General features: G+C 71.0%; 17 protein-coding genes. 12 read left to right on the forward strand and 5 right to left on the reverse strand.

The window, feature by feature from the left end; translation table 11 throughout:
- The 4 genes from G3I78_RS11755 (at nt 1) to G3I78_RS11770 (ending at nt 2,922) form a co-directional block, all read left to right on the forward strand.
- Entirely contained in the window at nt 1–1,437 is a 1,437-nt protein-coding gene (locus tag G3I78_RS11755; RefSeq protein ID WP_164423290.1) for an aldehyde dehydrogenase family protein, read from the forward strand.
- Nucleotides 1,430–2,317, forward strand: coding sequence for an aldehyde dehydrogenase family protein (locus tag G3I78_RS11760; RefSeq protein ID WP_164423292.1), 888 nt, complete (start codon nt 1,430–1,432; stop codon nt 2,315–2,317). The genes G3I78_RS11755 and G3I78_RS11760 overlap by 8 nt, the downstream gene beginning before the upstream one ends.
- Before the next feature lie 102 nt (nt 2,318–2,419).
- Entirely contained in the window at nt 2,420–2,674 is a 255-nt protein-coding gene (locus G3I78_RS11765) for a type II toxin-antitoxin system Phd/YefM family antitoxin (RefSeq protein WP_164423294.1), read from the forward strand.
- Nucleotides 2,671–2,922, forward strand: a complete 252-nt coding sequence (locus tag G3I78_RS11770) for a type II toxin-antitoxin system RelE/ParE family toxin (protein ID WP_164423297.1) — start codon at nt 2,671–2,673, stop codon at nt 2,920–2,922. The genes G3I78_RS11765 and G3I78_RS11770 overlap by 4 nt, the downstream gene beginning before the upstream one ends.
- 60 nt (nt 2,923–2,982) lie before the next feature.
- On the opposite strand, the gene G3I78_RS11775 is transcribed toward G3I78_RS11770, so the two are convergent.
- The gene (locus tag G3I78_RS11775) at nt 2,983–3,375 is read right to left on the reverse strand and encodes a hypothetical protein (protein WP_164423300.1); all 393 of its coding nucleotides are present in this window, start codon (nt 3,373–3,375) and stop codon (nt 2,983–2,985) included.
- 104 nt (nt 3,376–3,479) lie between these two features.
- Between G3I78_RS11775 and G3I78_RS11780 the strand changes: the two genes are divergently transcribed.
- Nucleotides 3,480–4,136 (forward strand): uridine kinase, encoded by a 657-nt coding sequence (locus G3I78_RS11780; RefSeq protein WP_164423302.1) that lies wholly within the window; start codon nt 3,480–3,482, stop codon nt 4,134–4,136.
- Between the two features lie 207 nt (nt 4,137–4,343).
- On the opposite strand, the gene G3I78_RS11785 is transcribed toward G3I78_RS11780, so the two are convergent.
- Nucleotides 4,344–5,087 carry a SigE family RNA polymerase sigma factor gene (locus tag G3I78_RS11785; protein WP_164423305.1) on the reverse strand — a complete coding sequence of 248 codons (744 nt, stop codon included), beginning with the start codon at nt 5,085–5,087 and terminating at the stop codon, nt 4,344–4,346.
- 230 nt (nt 5,088–5,317) lie between these two features.
- Here G3I78_RS11785 and afsQ1 point away from each other — a divergent pair, with 230 nt between their 5' ends.
- From afsQ1 to G3I78_RS11810, 5 genes are all read left to right on the forward strand, one after another.
- The gene (gene afsQ1 / locus G3I78_RS11790) at nt 5,318–5,995 is read left to right on the forward strand and encodes a two-component system response regulator AfsQ1 (RefSeq protein WP_020118753.1); all 678 of its coding nucleotides are present in this window, start codon (nt 5,318–5,320) and stop codon (nt 5,993–5,995) included.
- Complete coding sequence (locus G3I78_RS11795) at nt 5,992–7,563, forward strand: HAMP domain-containing sensor histidine kinase (RefSeq protein WP_164423308.1); 1,572 nt, start codon at nt 5,992–5,994, stop codon at nt 7,561–7,563. Before afsQ1 ends, G3I78_RS11795 begins: the two co-directional genes overlap by 4 nt.
- Entirely contained in the window at nt 7,563–8,216 is a 654-nt protein-coding gene (locus G3I78_RS11800; protein WP_164423311.1) for a hypothetical protein, read from the forward strand. The genes G3I78_RS11795 and G3I78_RS11800 overlap by 1 nt, the downstream gene beginning before the upstream one ends.
- 93 nt (nt 8,217–8,309) lie before the next feature.
- Nucleotides 8,310–8,861 (forward strand): VanZ family protein, encoded by a 552-nt coding sequence (locus G3I78_RS11805; RefSeq protein ID WP_164423314.1) that lies wholly within the window; start codon nt 8,310–8,312, stop codon nt 8,859–8,861.
- Nucleotides 8,862–8,977: 116 nt separating this feature from the next.
- Complete coding sequence (locus G3I78_RS11810) at nt 8,978–9,178, forward strand: PspC domain-containing protein (RefSeq protein ID WP_037718826.1); 201 nt, start codon at nt 8,978–8,980, stop codon at nt 9,176–9,178.
- 82 nt (nt 9,179–9,260) lie between these two features.
- Here the strand turns inward: G3I78_RS11810 and G3I78_RS11815 are convergent, their stop codons facing one another.
- Both G3I78_RS11815 and G3I78_RS11820 read right to left on the reverse strand, forming a co-directional pair.
- Complete coding sequence (locus G3I78_RS11815; protein WP_164423317.1) at nt 9,261–9,626, reverse strand: ATP-binding protein; 366 nt, start codon at nt 9,624–9,626, stop codon at nt 9,261–9,263.
- A gap of 138 nt (nt 9,627–9,764) precedes the next feature.
- Nucleotides 9,765–10,928 carry an adenosine deaminase gene (locus tag G3I78_RS11820; protein ID WP_164423320.1) on the reverse strand — a complete coding sequence of 388 codons (1,164 nt, stop codon included), beginning with the start codon at nt 10,926–10,928 and terminating at the stop codon, nt 9,765–9,767.
- 113 nt (nt 10,929–11,041) lie between these two features.
- Between G3I78_RS11820 and G3I78_RS11825 the strand changes: the two genes are divergently transcribed.
- Nucleotides 11,042–11,797 carry an alpha/beta hydrolase gene (locus G3I78_RS11825; protein ID WP_164423322.1) on the forward strand — a complete coding sequence of 252 codons (756 nt, stop codon included), beginning with the start codon at nt 11,042–11,044 and terminating at the stop codon, nt 11,795–11,797.
- A 20-nt stretch (nt 11,798–11,817) separates the two neighbouring features.
- A complete protein-coding gene (locus G3I78_RS11830; protein WP_164423324.1) occupies nt 11,818–12,213 on the forward strand; it encodes a DUF3592 domain-containing protein in 396 nt (131 codons plus the stop codon).
- A 40-nt stretch (nt 12,214–12,253) separates the two neighbouring features.
- Here the strand turns inward: G3I78_RS11830 and G3I78_RS11835 are convergent, their stop codons facing one another.
- Complete coding sequence (locus tag G3I78_RS11835) at nt 12,254–13,204, reverse strand: LysR family transcriptional regulator (protein ID WP_164423326.1); 951 nt, start codon at nt 13,202–13,204, stop codon at nt 12,254–12,256.
- Between the last annotated feature and the right edge of the window lie 38 nt (nt 13,205–13,242).

Consider the following 13,242-nt stretch of genomic DNA (forward strand, 5'->3'; position numbering starts at 1 on the left):
ATGGCATCGGCATTCGATTACGCGCCCGCACCCGAGTCCCGCTCGGTCGTCGACATCGCCCCCTCCTACGGCCTGTTCATCGACGGCGAGTTCGTGGAGGCGGCCGAGGGCAAGGTCTTCAAGACCGTCTCCCCGTCCACCGAAGAGGTCCTGTCCGAGATCGCCCAGGCGGGCGAGGCGGACGTCGACCGCGCGGTGAAGGCCGCCCGCAAGGCCTTCGAGAAGTGGTCGGCACTACCCGGCTCCGAGCGCGCCAAGTACCTGTTCCGCATCGCCCGGATCATCCAGGAGCGCAGCCGCGAGCTGGCCGTCCTGGAGACCCTGGACAACGGCAAGCCCATCAAGGAGACCCGCGACGCCGACCTCCCCCTGGTCGCCGCGCACTTCTTCTACTACGCGGGCTGGGCCGACAAGCTGGAGCACGCCGGGTTCGGCGCCTCGCCGAAGCCCCTCGGCGTGGCCGGCCAGGTCATCCCGTGGAACTTCCCGCTGCTGATGCTCGCGTGGAAGATCGCCCCGGCGCTCGCGACGGGCAACACCGTCGTCCTGAAGCCCGCCGAGACGACCCCCCTGTCCGCCCTGTTCTTCGCGGACATCTGCCGCCAGGCGGGCCTGCCCAAGGGTGTCGTCAACATCCTTCCGGGCTACGGCGATTCGGGCGCCGCACTCGTCGCGCACCCGGACGTCAACAAGGTGGCGTTCACCGGCTCCACGGCGGTCGGCAAGGAGATCGCGCGCACGGTCGCGGGCACCCGCAAGAAGCTCACCCTCGAACTGGGCGGCAAGGGCGCCAACATCGTCTTCGACGACGCCCCGATCGACCAGGCCGTCGAGGGGATCGTCACCGGCATCTTCTTCAACCAGGGCCAGGTCTGCTGCGCGGGCTCCCGCCTCCTCGTCCAGGAGTCGATCCAGGACGAGCTGCTGGACTCCCTCAAGCGCCGCCTCGCCACCCTCCGCCTCGGCGACCCGCTCGACAAGAACACCGACATCGGCGCGATCAACTCCGCCGAGCAGCTCGCGCGGATCACCTCGCTCGTCGAGAAGGGCACGGCCGAGGGCGCCGAGCCCTGGTCCCCGGAGTGCGAACTCCCCTCCTCCGGCTACTGGTTCGCCCCGACGCTCTTCACCAACGTCACCCAGGCGCACACCATCGCCCGCGACGAGATCTTCGGCCCGGTGCTGTCGGTCCTGACCTTCCGCACCCCGGACGAGGCGGTCGCCAAGGCCAACAACACCCAGTACGGCCTGTCGGCGGGCATCTGGACCGAGAAGGGCTCACGGATCCTCGCGGTGGCGAACAAGCTCCGCGCGGGCGTGATCTGGTCCAACACGTTCAACAAGTTCGACCCGACCTCGCCCTTCGGCGGCTACAAGGAGTCGGGCTTCGGCCGCGAGGGCGGTCGCCACGGCCTGGAGGCATACCTCGATGTCTGATCGCCTGTCTGTCTTCAAGACCTACAAGCTGTACGTCGGCGGGAAGTTCCCGCGTTCCGAGAGCGGCCGGGTGTACGAGGTGACCGACGCAAAGGGCAAGTGGCTGGCGAACGCACCGCAGTCGAGCCGCAAGGACGCCCGGGACGCGGTCGTCGCCGCGCGCAAGGCGTTCGGCAGCTGGGCCGGCGCGACCGCCTACAACCGCGGCCAGGTCCTCTACCGCGTGGCGGAGATGCTGGAGGGCCGCAGGGCGCAGTTCGTGTCGGAGGTCGCCGACGCGGAGGGTCTGTCGAAGTCGAAGGCCGCCGAGCAGGTGGACGCGACCATCGACCGCTGGGTCTGGTACGCGGGCTGGACCGACAAGATCGCCCAGGTGGTCGGCGGCGGCAACCCGGTCGCGGGCCCGTACTTCAACCTCTCCTCCCCCGAACCGACCGGCGTGGTGGCCGTCCTGGCCCCACAGGAGTCGTCGTTCCTCGGCCTGGTCTCGGTACTGGCCCCGGTCATCGCCACGGGCAACACGGCGGTCCTGGTGGCCTCGGAGAAGTCCCCCCTCCCCGCCCTGTCCCTGGGCGAGGTCCTGGCCACCTCGGACGTCCCCGGAGGCGTGGTCAACGTCCTCTCGGGCCGCACGTCCGAGATCGCCACCACGCTCGCCTCCCACCAGGACGTCAACGCGATCGACCTGGCCGGCGCCGACGAGATCCTCGCCAAGGAACTGGAGATCGCGGCGGCGGACAACCTGAAGCGAGTCCTGCGTCCACAGCCTGTGGACAACTGGACGGAGACCCCGGGCACGGACCGCATGACGGCCTTCCTGGAGACGAAGACGGTGTGGCACCCGACGGGTTCGCTGGGCGCGTCGGGTTCGTCCTACTGATCCCGTGCAGGCCATGAGCCGCGCCCACCCACTTTCAGGGTGGGCGCGGCTCACCAGTTCGATAAATTGACCACTGGATGCACCTAGTGCAACCCTTCCGGCATGGCCAAGATCGCCATCAGCGCCGCCCGTGCCCAGCTCGGCGACCTGGTCCGCCACGCCGCCCACGGCCGCGAGACCATCGCCCTCACCGACCACGGACACGTGGCCGCGCTTCTCGTGTCACCGCAGGTGATAGAGGACCTCGAAGACGCCCTGGCGCTGGCCGACCACCAGCGCCGCAAGGCGGAGGGGACGCTTGAGCCGGGGATCCCCATGGACGAGGTACGACGGCGGCTGGGGTTCGAGAAGAAGTGACCTACGAGATCGTCTTCGAGCCGCGAGCCCTGGACGCGGGGCCGCGGTTTCTCAAGGAGGATCCGGGCGGCCTGGCCATGGTCCTCGACGCCATCGACGAGCTGGCCCACAATCCGCATCCGGCGACGTCGGTGCCGTACGGATCACGGGATGTCCGCCGCCTGTACGTGGGCGACTGCCGAGTCCTGTACATCATCGACGACGACGTGATCCGCATCATGGCCACCCCTCTCGGCCGCACCGCCTGATCGAGACCGAGGGCCGCACCTCCGCCACCCGGAAGGCGCGGCCCTCCACCCGCCCCGCCATCAACCGTTCAGCAACCCCGCCACCTGCCCCACCACCGGCATGGACCCGATCGACTGCGCCTGAGCCACCGGACCCGTCAACGCCTGCGTGGCCAGGGGCTGGAAGTCGGCGAGCTGCGTGCCTACGCCGTTGTCCAGCGGGTCGACGCCCGTCCCCGCCAGCGGGTTCGGCTTGAGACCGGAGACCGGCCCGGTGACGTAACCGACGGTCGACGTGAGGCCCTGCAACCCGGCCTGGGGGTCGACGCTCCCCAGCGAGGTGGGCCGGGTGCGCACCACGTCGACGACCGGTTCCGCGGCGGACGCCGTCACCGCTCCGGCGCCGAGCGCCACTCCCGCCGTCGCCAGGGCGACGAGCGCGCGCTGAGCGGTCGGGTTCTCGTATCGGGCCATCGTTTCTGCCACCTATCCGTACAGGGGGTAATCGAGTCGGCACGAAGGGTAGTTGAAGTGTGACGCGCGCTTCAAAGCCGACCCGCGGGGTCGATGAACAGCAGGTGAATGCCTCACACTGGTGTCCCGTGAGTCCCCAACCGCCCATACCGACGCGAGTCGTGCTGCTCTGCGGCCCCTCCGGCTCCGGCAAGTCCCTCCTCGCGGCCCGTTCCGGCCTACCGGTCCTGCGGCTCGACGACTTCTACAAGGAGGGCGACGACCCGACACTGCCGCTGGTGGCGGGGAGCTCCGACATCGACTGGGACCACCCCGGCTCCTGGGACGCGGACACCGCCGTGGCGGCGATCGTCGAACTGTGCCGCACGGGCCGTACGAAGATCCCGGTCTACGACCTCTCGCTGAGCGCCCGCACCGGCGAGGAGGCGGTCGACCTGGGCCCGACCCCGCTGTTCATCGCGGAGGGCATCTTCGCCGCCGAGATCGTCACCCGCTGCCGGGAACTCGGCGTGCTGGCCGACGCGCTGTGCCTGAGCCGGGGTCCGGTGCGCACCTTCCGCCGCCGGTTCCTGCGGGACCTGCGCGAGGGCCGCAAGTCGGTGCCGTTCCTGCTCCGCCGCGGCTGGCGCCTGATGCGCCTGGAGCGCTCGATCGTCGCCCGCCAGACCGCCCTCGGCGCCCACGCCTGCGACAAGGACGAGGCCCTCACCCGCCTCGGCGCGGCGGCGAGCCACCGTCCGACGGCGACCCCGGCGGCCTGAGGCGACCGCGCCGGGCGACTTCGGCGCCGCCATGGCCGTAGACACAGCAAAGCGGGACTGGACGGACCCCCCGGCCCTCCAGTCCCGCTTCTTGGTGCTCCCCGTGGTGGTGCTCCCCCGTTGGCCCCCCGTGACCCCCGTAGGTCCCCCCCGGGTACCGGCCCCCCAGCCGGTCCCCGGTCCCCCGTTACTTGCTTCCCCCCACCCTCAGGCCACCAGCTCCCCGAAGGCGTTCTCCTCGTCACGGCCGAAGCTGAGGACCTCGTCCTCGCGCAGCCGGCGCAGGGAGCGCCAGATGCTGGACTTCACCGTGCCGACACTGATGTCGAGGATCTCCGCGATCTCCGGGTCGGTGCGGCCCTCGTAGTAACGGAGGACCAGCATCGTGCGCTGGAGTTCGGGGAGCCGGGCGAGCGCCTGCCACAGGACCGCGCGCAGTTCCGTGCCGCGCATCGCGTCCGTGTCGCCGGGCGTCTCCGGCAGTTCCTCGGTCGGGTACTCGTTCAGCTTGCGGCGGCGCCACGCGCTGATGTGCAGGTTCGTCATGGTGCGGCGGAGGTAGCCCCCGACCGCGGCCTTGTCGCTGATCCGGTCCCACGCCTTGTACGTCGAGAACAGCGCGCTCTGGAGCAGGTCCTCGGCCTCGAAGCGGTCGCCGGTCAGGTGGTAGGCGGTTGCGTACAGGGAGGCGCGGCGCTCCTGGACGTAGGCGGTGAACTCCGCCTCCGACAGCGAACGACGCTCCCCCGTGTCCTCCCTGTACGACGCTCCCCCGTGCGCATCCCCCGTGAAGGTGTCAACCACCGACATGTACGCGGTGTGCTGACGCCCGGTGCCGCGAGCGCACCCCCGCCCGCTCACGGCACCGGACTTGTCGGAACCCCGGCCCCCGTTCACGTCGTGGAGACGCGTGATCACTGCGCTAGTGCTGGTGCTGTGCAGCGTGTTCATCTCGCGCCCCCCGTCGTGGACTTCCGGTGTTCGGTCTGCCCGGGCGGTGCCGCCTTGCCCGTGCCGAAAAGCTTGCCCTCGCACCTTCATGACCGTGTCCGCCGACTGTCACAGACCTGTCACAGGGGTCGGTCTCAGGAATTGCACAGCGGACCCACGGGTGGGTGTCGTACGGACTGCCGTGTCCCCACAGGTCGAACCGCACCCCCTCCATGGGCCAGAATGAGCCCGTGCCTTCCCTGTTGCTGATCGAGGACGACGACGCCATCCGTACCGCCCTGGAGCTGAGTCTCACGCGCCAGGGCCACCGGGTTGCCACGGCTGCCACCGGCGAGGACGGCCTCAAACTGCTGCGTGAGCAGCGGCCGGACCTGATCGTGCTGGACGTGATGCTGCCCGGCATCGACGGGTTCGAGGTGTGCCGGCGCATCCGGCGCACGGACCAGTTGCCGATCATCCTGCTGACCGCCCGGAACGACGACATCGACGTGGTGGTCGGCCTGGAGTCCGGCGCCGACGACTACGTGGTCAAACCGATCCAGGGGCGGGTGCTCGACGCCCGGATCCGGGCCGTGCTGCGGCGCGGGGAGCGCGAGTCGACCGACGCGGCGAGCTTCGGCAGCCTGGTCATCGACCGCGCGGCCATGACCGTGACGAAGAACGGCGAGGATCTCCAGCTCACCCCGACCGAGCTGCGGCTGCTCCTGGAGCTGAGCCGGCGGCCCGGACAGGCGCTGTCCCGCCAGCAGTTGCTGCGGCTCGTGTGGGAGCACGACTACCTCGGTGACTCGCGCCTGGTGGACGCGTGTGTGCAGCGGCTGCGCGCGAAGGTCGAGGACGTGCCGTCGTCCCCGACGCTGATCCGGACCGTGCGGGGCGTGGGCTACCGGCTGGACACGCCTCAGTGACCGAAGCGCAAGGGGGGTTCCGCGGCTGGTTCGCGGCTCGCAAGGGAGTGTGGTCACGGCTGCGTTTCACCAGTCTGCGACTGCGTCTCGTGGTCGTCTTCGGGCTGGTGGCGCTGACCGCCGCCGTGTCCGCGTCCGGGATCGCGTACTGGCTCAACCGCGAGGCGGTCCTCACCCGCGCCCAGGACGCGGTGCTGCGCGACTTCCAGCAGGAGATGCAGAACCGCGCGGGCGCCCTGCCCGAGAACCCCACCCAGGACGAACTCCAGCAGGCGGCCGGGCAGATGGCGGGCAGCGGCCAGCGCTTCAGCGTGCTGCTCGTCGCCACCGACGCCAACGGCCGGACCGTGTACGGCAATTCGGGCGCCCTGGACGGCTTCACGCTCCAGGACGTGCCCGTGTCGCTGCGCGAGGCGGTGAACGAGAAGCAGGCCGTCAGCTCCGCCAACAAGTACGCGTACCACCTGTACTGGCAGCGGATCGTCGAGCACGACACCCCGTATCTGGTCGCCGGCACCAAGGTGATCGGCGGCGGCCCGACCGGTTACATCCTGAAGTCCCTGGAGCCGGAGGCGAAGGACCTCAACTCCCTCGCCTGGTCGCTCGGTATCGCCACCGGGCTCGCCCTGATCGGCTCCGCGCTGCTCGCCCAGGCCGCCGCGACGACCGTGCTGAAGCCGGTGCACCGGCTCGGGGTCGCCGCCCGCAGGCTGGGCGAGGGCCGGCTGGACACCCGGCTCAGGGTCTCCGGCACCGACGAACTCGCGGATCTGTCACGGACGTTCAACTACGCGGCCGAGGCGCTGGAGAAACGGGTCGACGACATGGCCGCCCGCGACGACGCCTCGCGGCGCTTCGTGGCGGACATGAGCCATGAGCTGCGGACGCCGCTCACCGCGATCACCGCCGTGACGGAGATCCTGGAGGAGGAGCTGGAGGCGGAGTCCGGCTCGATGGACCCGATGATCGAGCCCGCCGTGCGGCTGGTGGTCAGCGAGACGCGGCGACTGAACTCCCTGGTCGAGAACCTCATGGAGGTCACCCGCTTCGACGCGGGCACGGCCCGTCTTGTCCTGGACGACGTGGACGTGGCCGACCAGATCACCGCGTGCATCGACGCGCGCGCGTGGCTGGACGCGGTGGAGCTGGACGCCGAGCGCGGTATCCACGCCCGCCTCGACCCGCGGCGCCTGGACGTCATCCTGGCCAACCTGATCGGCAACGCGCTCAAGCACGGCGGATCGCCGGTGAAGGTGTCGGTGCGGGCGGCGGCGGACGAGGTCGTGATCGCCGTTCGGGACGGCGGCCCGGGCATCCCCGAGGACGTCCTGCCGCATGTCTTCGACCGGTTCTACAAGGCCAGCGCCTCCCGCCCCCGTTCCGAGGGCAGCGGCCTCGGCCTCTCCATCGCCCTGGAGAACGCCCACATCCACGGCGGCGAGATCACCGCGGCCAACTCCCCCGACGGCGGTGCGGTGTTCACACTCCGCCTGCCCCGGGACGCCTCGGACCTGGCCGCGGAGCTCGAGGGCAAGAAGGACGACGGGGCGAAGAAGGGGGACGCGTGATGCGCACGGAGGGACGACACCCGGGGCGGGCGGAGACAGCGCGTGCCGCGCGGGGCGGGCGCCGGCTGCTGGCGCTCCCCCTGCTCGGCCTCCTGCTCGCCGGCTGCGGCATCCGCTCCACCGAGGTGCCCACCGACTTCGGGCCCGCGCCCTCCCGGGTGCGGTGTTCGCTGTCGGAGCCGGGTGCGGCGTCGCAGGCGTCACGGGGGCTGGCCGTGCAGGTGTTCCTGCTGTGCGGGTCGTCGCTGGTGGCCGTGGACCGGACCCTGCGGGTGCCGGACGGCACGGCGGACTCCGAGCGCCGGGTACTGGTCGCGCAGGGGCTCCTGGACCAGCTCGCGGAGGCCCCGTCGACGGCCGAGCGCGAGGCCGGCTACGCGACGTACGTGCGCGGCGGCACCACCGTGGGCGGGCCCCGGCAAGGTGACCCCGAGGACACCCTGCGGCTGAGCACCCCGCCCGCCGAGCTGTCGGCCTACTCCCTCGCGCAGCTCGTGTGCACCTTCTCCGACTCGGCCGCGGCCGAGGGCGACGGCTCCGTGATCCTCGGCGGCCCGGCCACCGCCCCGCTGCGCCGCTACGAGTGCACCGACGAGGTCCGCTCCCGGCCGGGCAGCGAACAGCCCCCGTCGAGCGAGGTGACGGGCGGCTGACGTACGCCCGGCCACCACGTGTGGCGCACACCTCACGCAGGTACCTGGGGGTGTTCCGGAACCGATCGTGCCGAGGGCGGCGTCTTGTGGATCGTGCAGCGTCAAGGCCTCATCGGCGGCAGTGCCGCCTTTCGCGTCCGTGTGGCAGGAGGTGTCCTCCTCGTCGCACACCTCGCGTTCGTCGCCTGGTTCGCGCTACGGCCCCTGGACGTGCCCTGGGTCGTCCCGGCCAACCTGCACCCGCTGGCGACGATCCGGGCCGACCTCGCGCTCGGCTGGCCGGAGGCGGCCCGCCGGATCGGCGAGGGGCTGGCCCTGCTGGCTCCGCTGGGCTTCCTGCTGCCGATGGTGCACGGAAGGCTCGCGGCCTCCCCGCTCGGCTCCCTGATCCGCACCTCCGCCGCGGGCGCCCTGATCTCCCTCGGCATCGAACTCCTGCAGACCGGTGTCCCCGGCCAGGTCGTCGACATCGACTCGCTGCTGCTGAACACCGTCGGCGTGGCCCTCGCGCACCTCGCGGTCGTGCCGGCGGCCCGCCACTGGCTCCGCCGCAGGTCCGACCGGGGCGGGCGCACCGCCGTCCGCCAGGAGGAGCCGGCTCAGGGTAGGACCCCGACGATTCCCAGGGTCGGCATCGCACCGTAGAGCGACGCTTCGCGTTGTTCGTCTCCGTAGCGTTGAAGACAGCTGGAACGGGTCACCCGGACCAGCCGAAGGGGTCCGTCCGGACCCGCATCACCGACGCTCGCGAAGGAGCCGCAATGTCCCGCCTCGCCCGCCCCACCAACGGCCGCATGATCGGCGGAGTGTGTGCCGCGCTGGCACGGCGCTTCGGCACCTCCGCGACCACCATGCGGGTCATCTTCCTGGTGTCCTGCCTGCTGCCGGGCCCGCAGTTCCTGCTCTACATCGCGCTGTGGATCCTGTTCCCGTCCGAGGAGAAGGCGCAGGCCGCCTGGTAACCGCCCTCGCACACGTACGCCGGTGGGGCGCACCCCGAGTTCGAGGGGTGCGCCCCACCGGCGTGTGCCAGGGGTGCGGGGCTCAGCCGAGGGGCAGGCCGTTCACACCGGTGCCGGCGCCGCCGGGCAGGACCTTGCCGACCGGCAGGCCGCCGAGGAGACCGGCGACGGGCGCGGTCGGGCCGTCGGCGAGCACCTTCTGGGCGGCGGGCTGGGCGGCCGCGAGGCCCGCACCGAGAGCCGGCTGGGCCTGCGCCAGCGCCTCACCGGCACCCGGCAGCGCCTTGGTGACGTTCTCCGTCGGGAGCCCCTGGACCTGGGAGAGGGTGCCCAGCGCCTGGGTGGCGTCCGGCAGCGCCGGGGCGGCGGTCGCGGCACCCGCGCCCGCGGCGGCGAAGGCGGCACCGAGGGCGGCGACACCGAGGGTCTTGGCAGCAGACTGCTTCATGAAATGCGTCCTCGAAATGGGTTTACGGGGAAGTGAGCGGTCCAAGACCGTAAACACGCGAGGGCACCCACCGCAAACATCGAAATGCGGACGGATTGTGAACACCCGCCCGCATTCCTTGCCTGAGAATTTACTCGGTCAGCCTTCGTCGGCCACAGAACCGCTGGTGGAGGCGGTCTGCTGGAACAGCCATTCGGACTTCAGCTCCGCATATCCGGGCTTGACGACGTCATTGATCATGGCCAGTCGTTCATCGAAAGGAATGAACGCTGATTTCATCGCATTGACGGAGAACCACTGCATGTCGTCGAGCGTGTAACCGAACGCGTCGACAAGATGCTCGAATTCCCGGCTCATGCTGGTCCCGGACATCAGCCGGTTGTCGGTGTTCACGGTGGCCCGGAAGTGCAGCCGCCGCAGCAGCCCGATCGGGTGCTCGGCGTATGAGGAGGCGGCGCCGGTCTGGAGGTTGGAGCTGGGGCACAGCTCCAGCGGGATCCGCTTGTCCCGGACGTACGAGGCGAGCCGGCCGAGCTTGACCGTGCCGTCCTCGTGGACCTGGATGTCGTCGATGATCCGCACCCCGTGCCCGAGCCGGTCGGCGCCGCACCACTGGAGCGCCTGCCAGATGGACGGCAGCCCGAAGGCCTCACCGGCATGGATGGTGAAGTGGTTGTTCTCGCGCTTGAGGTACTCGAAGGCGTCGAGGTGCCGGGTGGGCGGGTAACCGGCCTCGGCCCCGGCGATGTCGAAGCCCACGACCCCCAGGTCCCGGTAGCGGTTGGCGAGTTCGGCGATCTCCAGGGCCCGGGCCGCGTGCCGCATGGCGGTGAGCAGGGCGCCGACGCGGATGCGGTGGCCGTTGGCCCGCGCCCGCCGCTCCCCTTCCCGGAAGCCCTCATTGACGGCCTCGACGACCTCTTCGAGGGTCAGGCCCCGCTCCAGGTGCTGTTCGGGGGCGTACCGCACCTCGGCGTAGACGACCCCGTCCTCGGCGAGGTCCTCGGCGCACTCGGCGGCGACCCGCACCAGCGCGTCACGGGTCTGCATGACGCCGACGGTGTGCGAGAAGGTCTCCAAGTACCGCTCCAGCGAACCGGAGTCGGCGGCCTCGCGGAACCAGACGCCCAGCCGGTCGGCGTCGCTCTCGGGAAGCGCGGTGTACCCGGTCTCCCGGGCGAGGTCGACGATCGTGCCGGGACGCAGCCCGCCGTCGAGGTGATCGTGCAGCAGGACCTTGGGTGCCCGGCGGATCTGGTCCGAGCTCGGGGAGGTCCCCATCCGGTCAGTCTGGCTCGTCATTTCCGCACTCTAACTCCTACGCGCGTAGATCGCCCGCTGTACGAATCCGCCGATACGTAACGGTGACCGCCCCGCCCCGTGTCGTACACCCGGGCTTCTGACACTGTTCTGTCATGGCACAGCAAGCGACGCCGGTTCGCAGCGCCCGACTGGGCAGGACACTCGGCCCGGAGCCGGTGGCGGTGAGCGGGGTGGTGCTGCTCCTCCCGGGCGGCGACGAAACCTCAACTCGCAGACCCTCCACGGTCCTTCAGACCTCCGGCGTACGCGCGCTCGGCCGCCGGCTGGCCCGCGCCGGACAGCCGGACGGGCTCGCGGCGCACCTCGTGCACTACCGCTATCGCGGATGGAACGGCAGCGAGGCGCATCTCGCGCACGACGCGGCCTGGGCGGCGGACGAGGTCGTACGGCGCTACGGCGACGTCCCCGTGGCCCTGGTCGGCGTCGACATGGGCGGCCGGGCCGCGCTGCACGCGGGCGGCCACGAGGCCGTCAACTCCGTGGTGGCGATCGCCCCTTGGCTGCCCGAGGAGGACGTGGCGGCGACGCCCGAACCGGTGAAACAGCTCGTGGGGCGCCGGGTGTTGATCGTCCACGGCACCAACGACGAGCGCACCGACCCTGAGTTGTCCTTCCGCCTCGCCTCCCGCGCGAAGAAGGCGAACCGGGAGGTGTGCCGCTTCGAGGTGCACTCCGACGGACACGGACTGCATCAGTACCGGGCGGAAGTCCAGGCGCTCACCGAGGACTTCGTACTGGGCGCGCTGTTCGGGCGGGCACTGTCCCGACCGGTGCAGGACGCGCTGGCGGCACCTCCGCCACTGGGGCTGCGGATGCCGCTCGCTTCCGGGTTCGGGCGCAGACGGTAGGGCGGGGAGGAGAGGAGGAGTTGGCGCTCGGACTGGTGTTCTTCGGCCTGCTCCTCGCGGTGGGCGGAACAGTGATCCACCGCAAGGATCTGCGCCTGTGGCGCGACGCGGCTTCCGTCACGGGGATCGTGGAGGACAGGGTCTTCAGGCCGGGGCAGTCGCGGCCCACGAGTGTGATCGTCAGGTTCACGACTCCGGACGGTGTGACCCGGCAGGGCTCGGTGGGCGCCCCGCAAGGACCCGAAACGGTCGACCTGGGGGATCCGGTCGAGCTCGTCTACAACCCGGCCGACCTCAGGGACGTACGGAGAGCCGAGTCCCATGACCCGGAGCGACGTCCGCGCCCCAACGCGCTGCTGGTGCTCGGTGTGCTGTTCCTGGTCGTCGCGGCGGGGCTCGTGATCGCGGAGCTCTGAGCCGGGAGGGCCGCCGGGTTCAGCCGGGAGGGCTCCGGGTTCAGGGGAGCAGGTTGCCCCTTCTCGACAGCAGGAACTTCTTGAAGGCGGTCACCGGTGGGGTGTCCGGGTGGCCGTCCAGCCAGGCCACGCCGATCTCCCGGGCGGCCTTCGGGGCGGTGACCGTCAGCTCCACGACTCCCGGGCGGGGGAAGGCCGGGGGCGGCAGCAGCGCCACCCCCAGCCCCGCCGCCACCAGCCCCCTCAGCGTCTCCGCCTCCTCCCCCTCGAAGGCGATGCGCGGCTTGAAGCCGGCCTCCTGGCAGAGGTCGTCGGTGATGCGGCGCAGCCCGTAGCCGGGTTCCAGGGTGACGAAGGACTCGTCGGCGGCCTCGGCGAGGCGTACCCGCTTGCGCGCCGCGAGGCGGTGGTCGGCGGGTACCACGAGCCGCAGCTTCTGCTCGTCGAGGCGGCGGGCCACGAGGTCGGGGGCGTCCGGGACCGGGGAGGTCAGGCACAGGTCCAGCTCTCCGGCCCGCAGCCGCTCGATCATCGCCTCGCCGTAGTTCTGGACGAGGCTGAAGCGGACGCGCGGGTGATCGGCGCGGAAGGCCCGGATCAGCCCAGGTACCGTCTCCGAACCCATCGTATGGAGGAAGCCGAAGGCGACCTTGCCGGTGGCCGGGTCGGCGTCCGCGCGGACCTCGTCGGCGGCCCGCTCGATCTCGGCGAGGGCGCGTTCGACGGAGCCGAGGAACGTGCGCCCGGCGGGGGTGAGGGAGACCGTGCGGCCGATGCGGGCGAACAGGTCGACGCCCAGGTCCTGTTCGAGGCGGACCATCGCCCGGGAGAGCGTCGACTGTGGTACGTCCATCTCCTGCGCGGCCCTCGTGACGTGTTCGGTGCGGGCGACCCCGGCGAAGTACGCGAGCCGGGGCGCGAGCAGCGCGACGATGTCTTCTGTGTCACTGGACGGTGACAGATGAGCCTGTGACCTCTGCTGATGCACCATGGGAACGATTATGGCGAATCCATGCATTGGACGGATGA

This window comes from Streptomyces sp. SID13726 (assembly GCF_010548375.1).
Lineage (GTDB): Bacteria > Actinomycetota > Actinomycetes > Streptomycetales > Streptomycetaceae > Streptomyces.

Bases quoted from the DNA above. Each gene is read 5' to 3' on its own strand.
- G3I78_RS11755 (WP_164423290.1), top strand. From the start codon at position 1: ATGGCATCGGCATTCGATTACGCGCCCGCACCCGAGTCCCGCTCGGTC.
- G3I78_RS11760 (WP_164423292.1), top strand. From the start codon at position 1,430: ATGTCTGATCGCCTGTCTGTCTTCAAGACCTACAAGCTGTACGTCGGC.
- G3I78_RS11765 (WP_164423294.1), top strand. From the start codon at position 2,420: ATGGCCAAGATCGCCATCAGCGCCGCCCGTGCCCAGCTCGGCGACCTG.
- G3I78_RS11775 (WP_164423300.1), bottom strand. From the start codon at position 3,375: ATGGCCCGATACGAGAACCCGACCGCTCAGCGCGCGCTCGTCGCCCTG.
- G3I78_RS11785 (WP_164423305.1), bottom strand. From the start codon at position 5,087: ATGAACACGCTGCACAGCACCAGCACTAGCGCAGTGATCACGCGTCTC.
- G3I78_RS11800 (WP_164423311.1), top strand. From the start codon at position 7,563: ATGCGCACGGAGGGACGACACCCGGGGCGGGCGGAGACAGCGCGTGCC.
- G3I78_RS11810 (WP_037718826.1), top strand. From the start codon at position 8,978: ATGTCCCGCCTCGCCCGCCCCACCAACGGCCGCATGATCGGCGGAGTG.
- G3I78_RS11815 (WP_164423317.1), bottom strand. From the start codon at position 9,626: ATGAAGCAGTCTGCTGCCAAGACCCTCGGTGTCGCCGCCCTCGGTGCC.
- G3I78_RS11820 (WP_164423320.1), bottom strand. From the start codon at position 10,928: ATGACGAGCCAGACTGACCGGATGGGGACCTCCCCGAGCTCGGACCAG.
- G3I78_RS11825 (WP_164423322.1), top strand. From the start codon at position 11,042: ATGGCACAGCAAGCGACGCCGGTTCGCAGCGCCCGACTGGGCAGGACA.
- G3I78_RS11835 (WP_164423326.1), bottom strand. From the start codon at position 13,204: ATGGTGCATCAGCAGAGGTCACAGGCTCATCTGTCACCGTCCAGTGAC.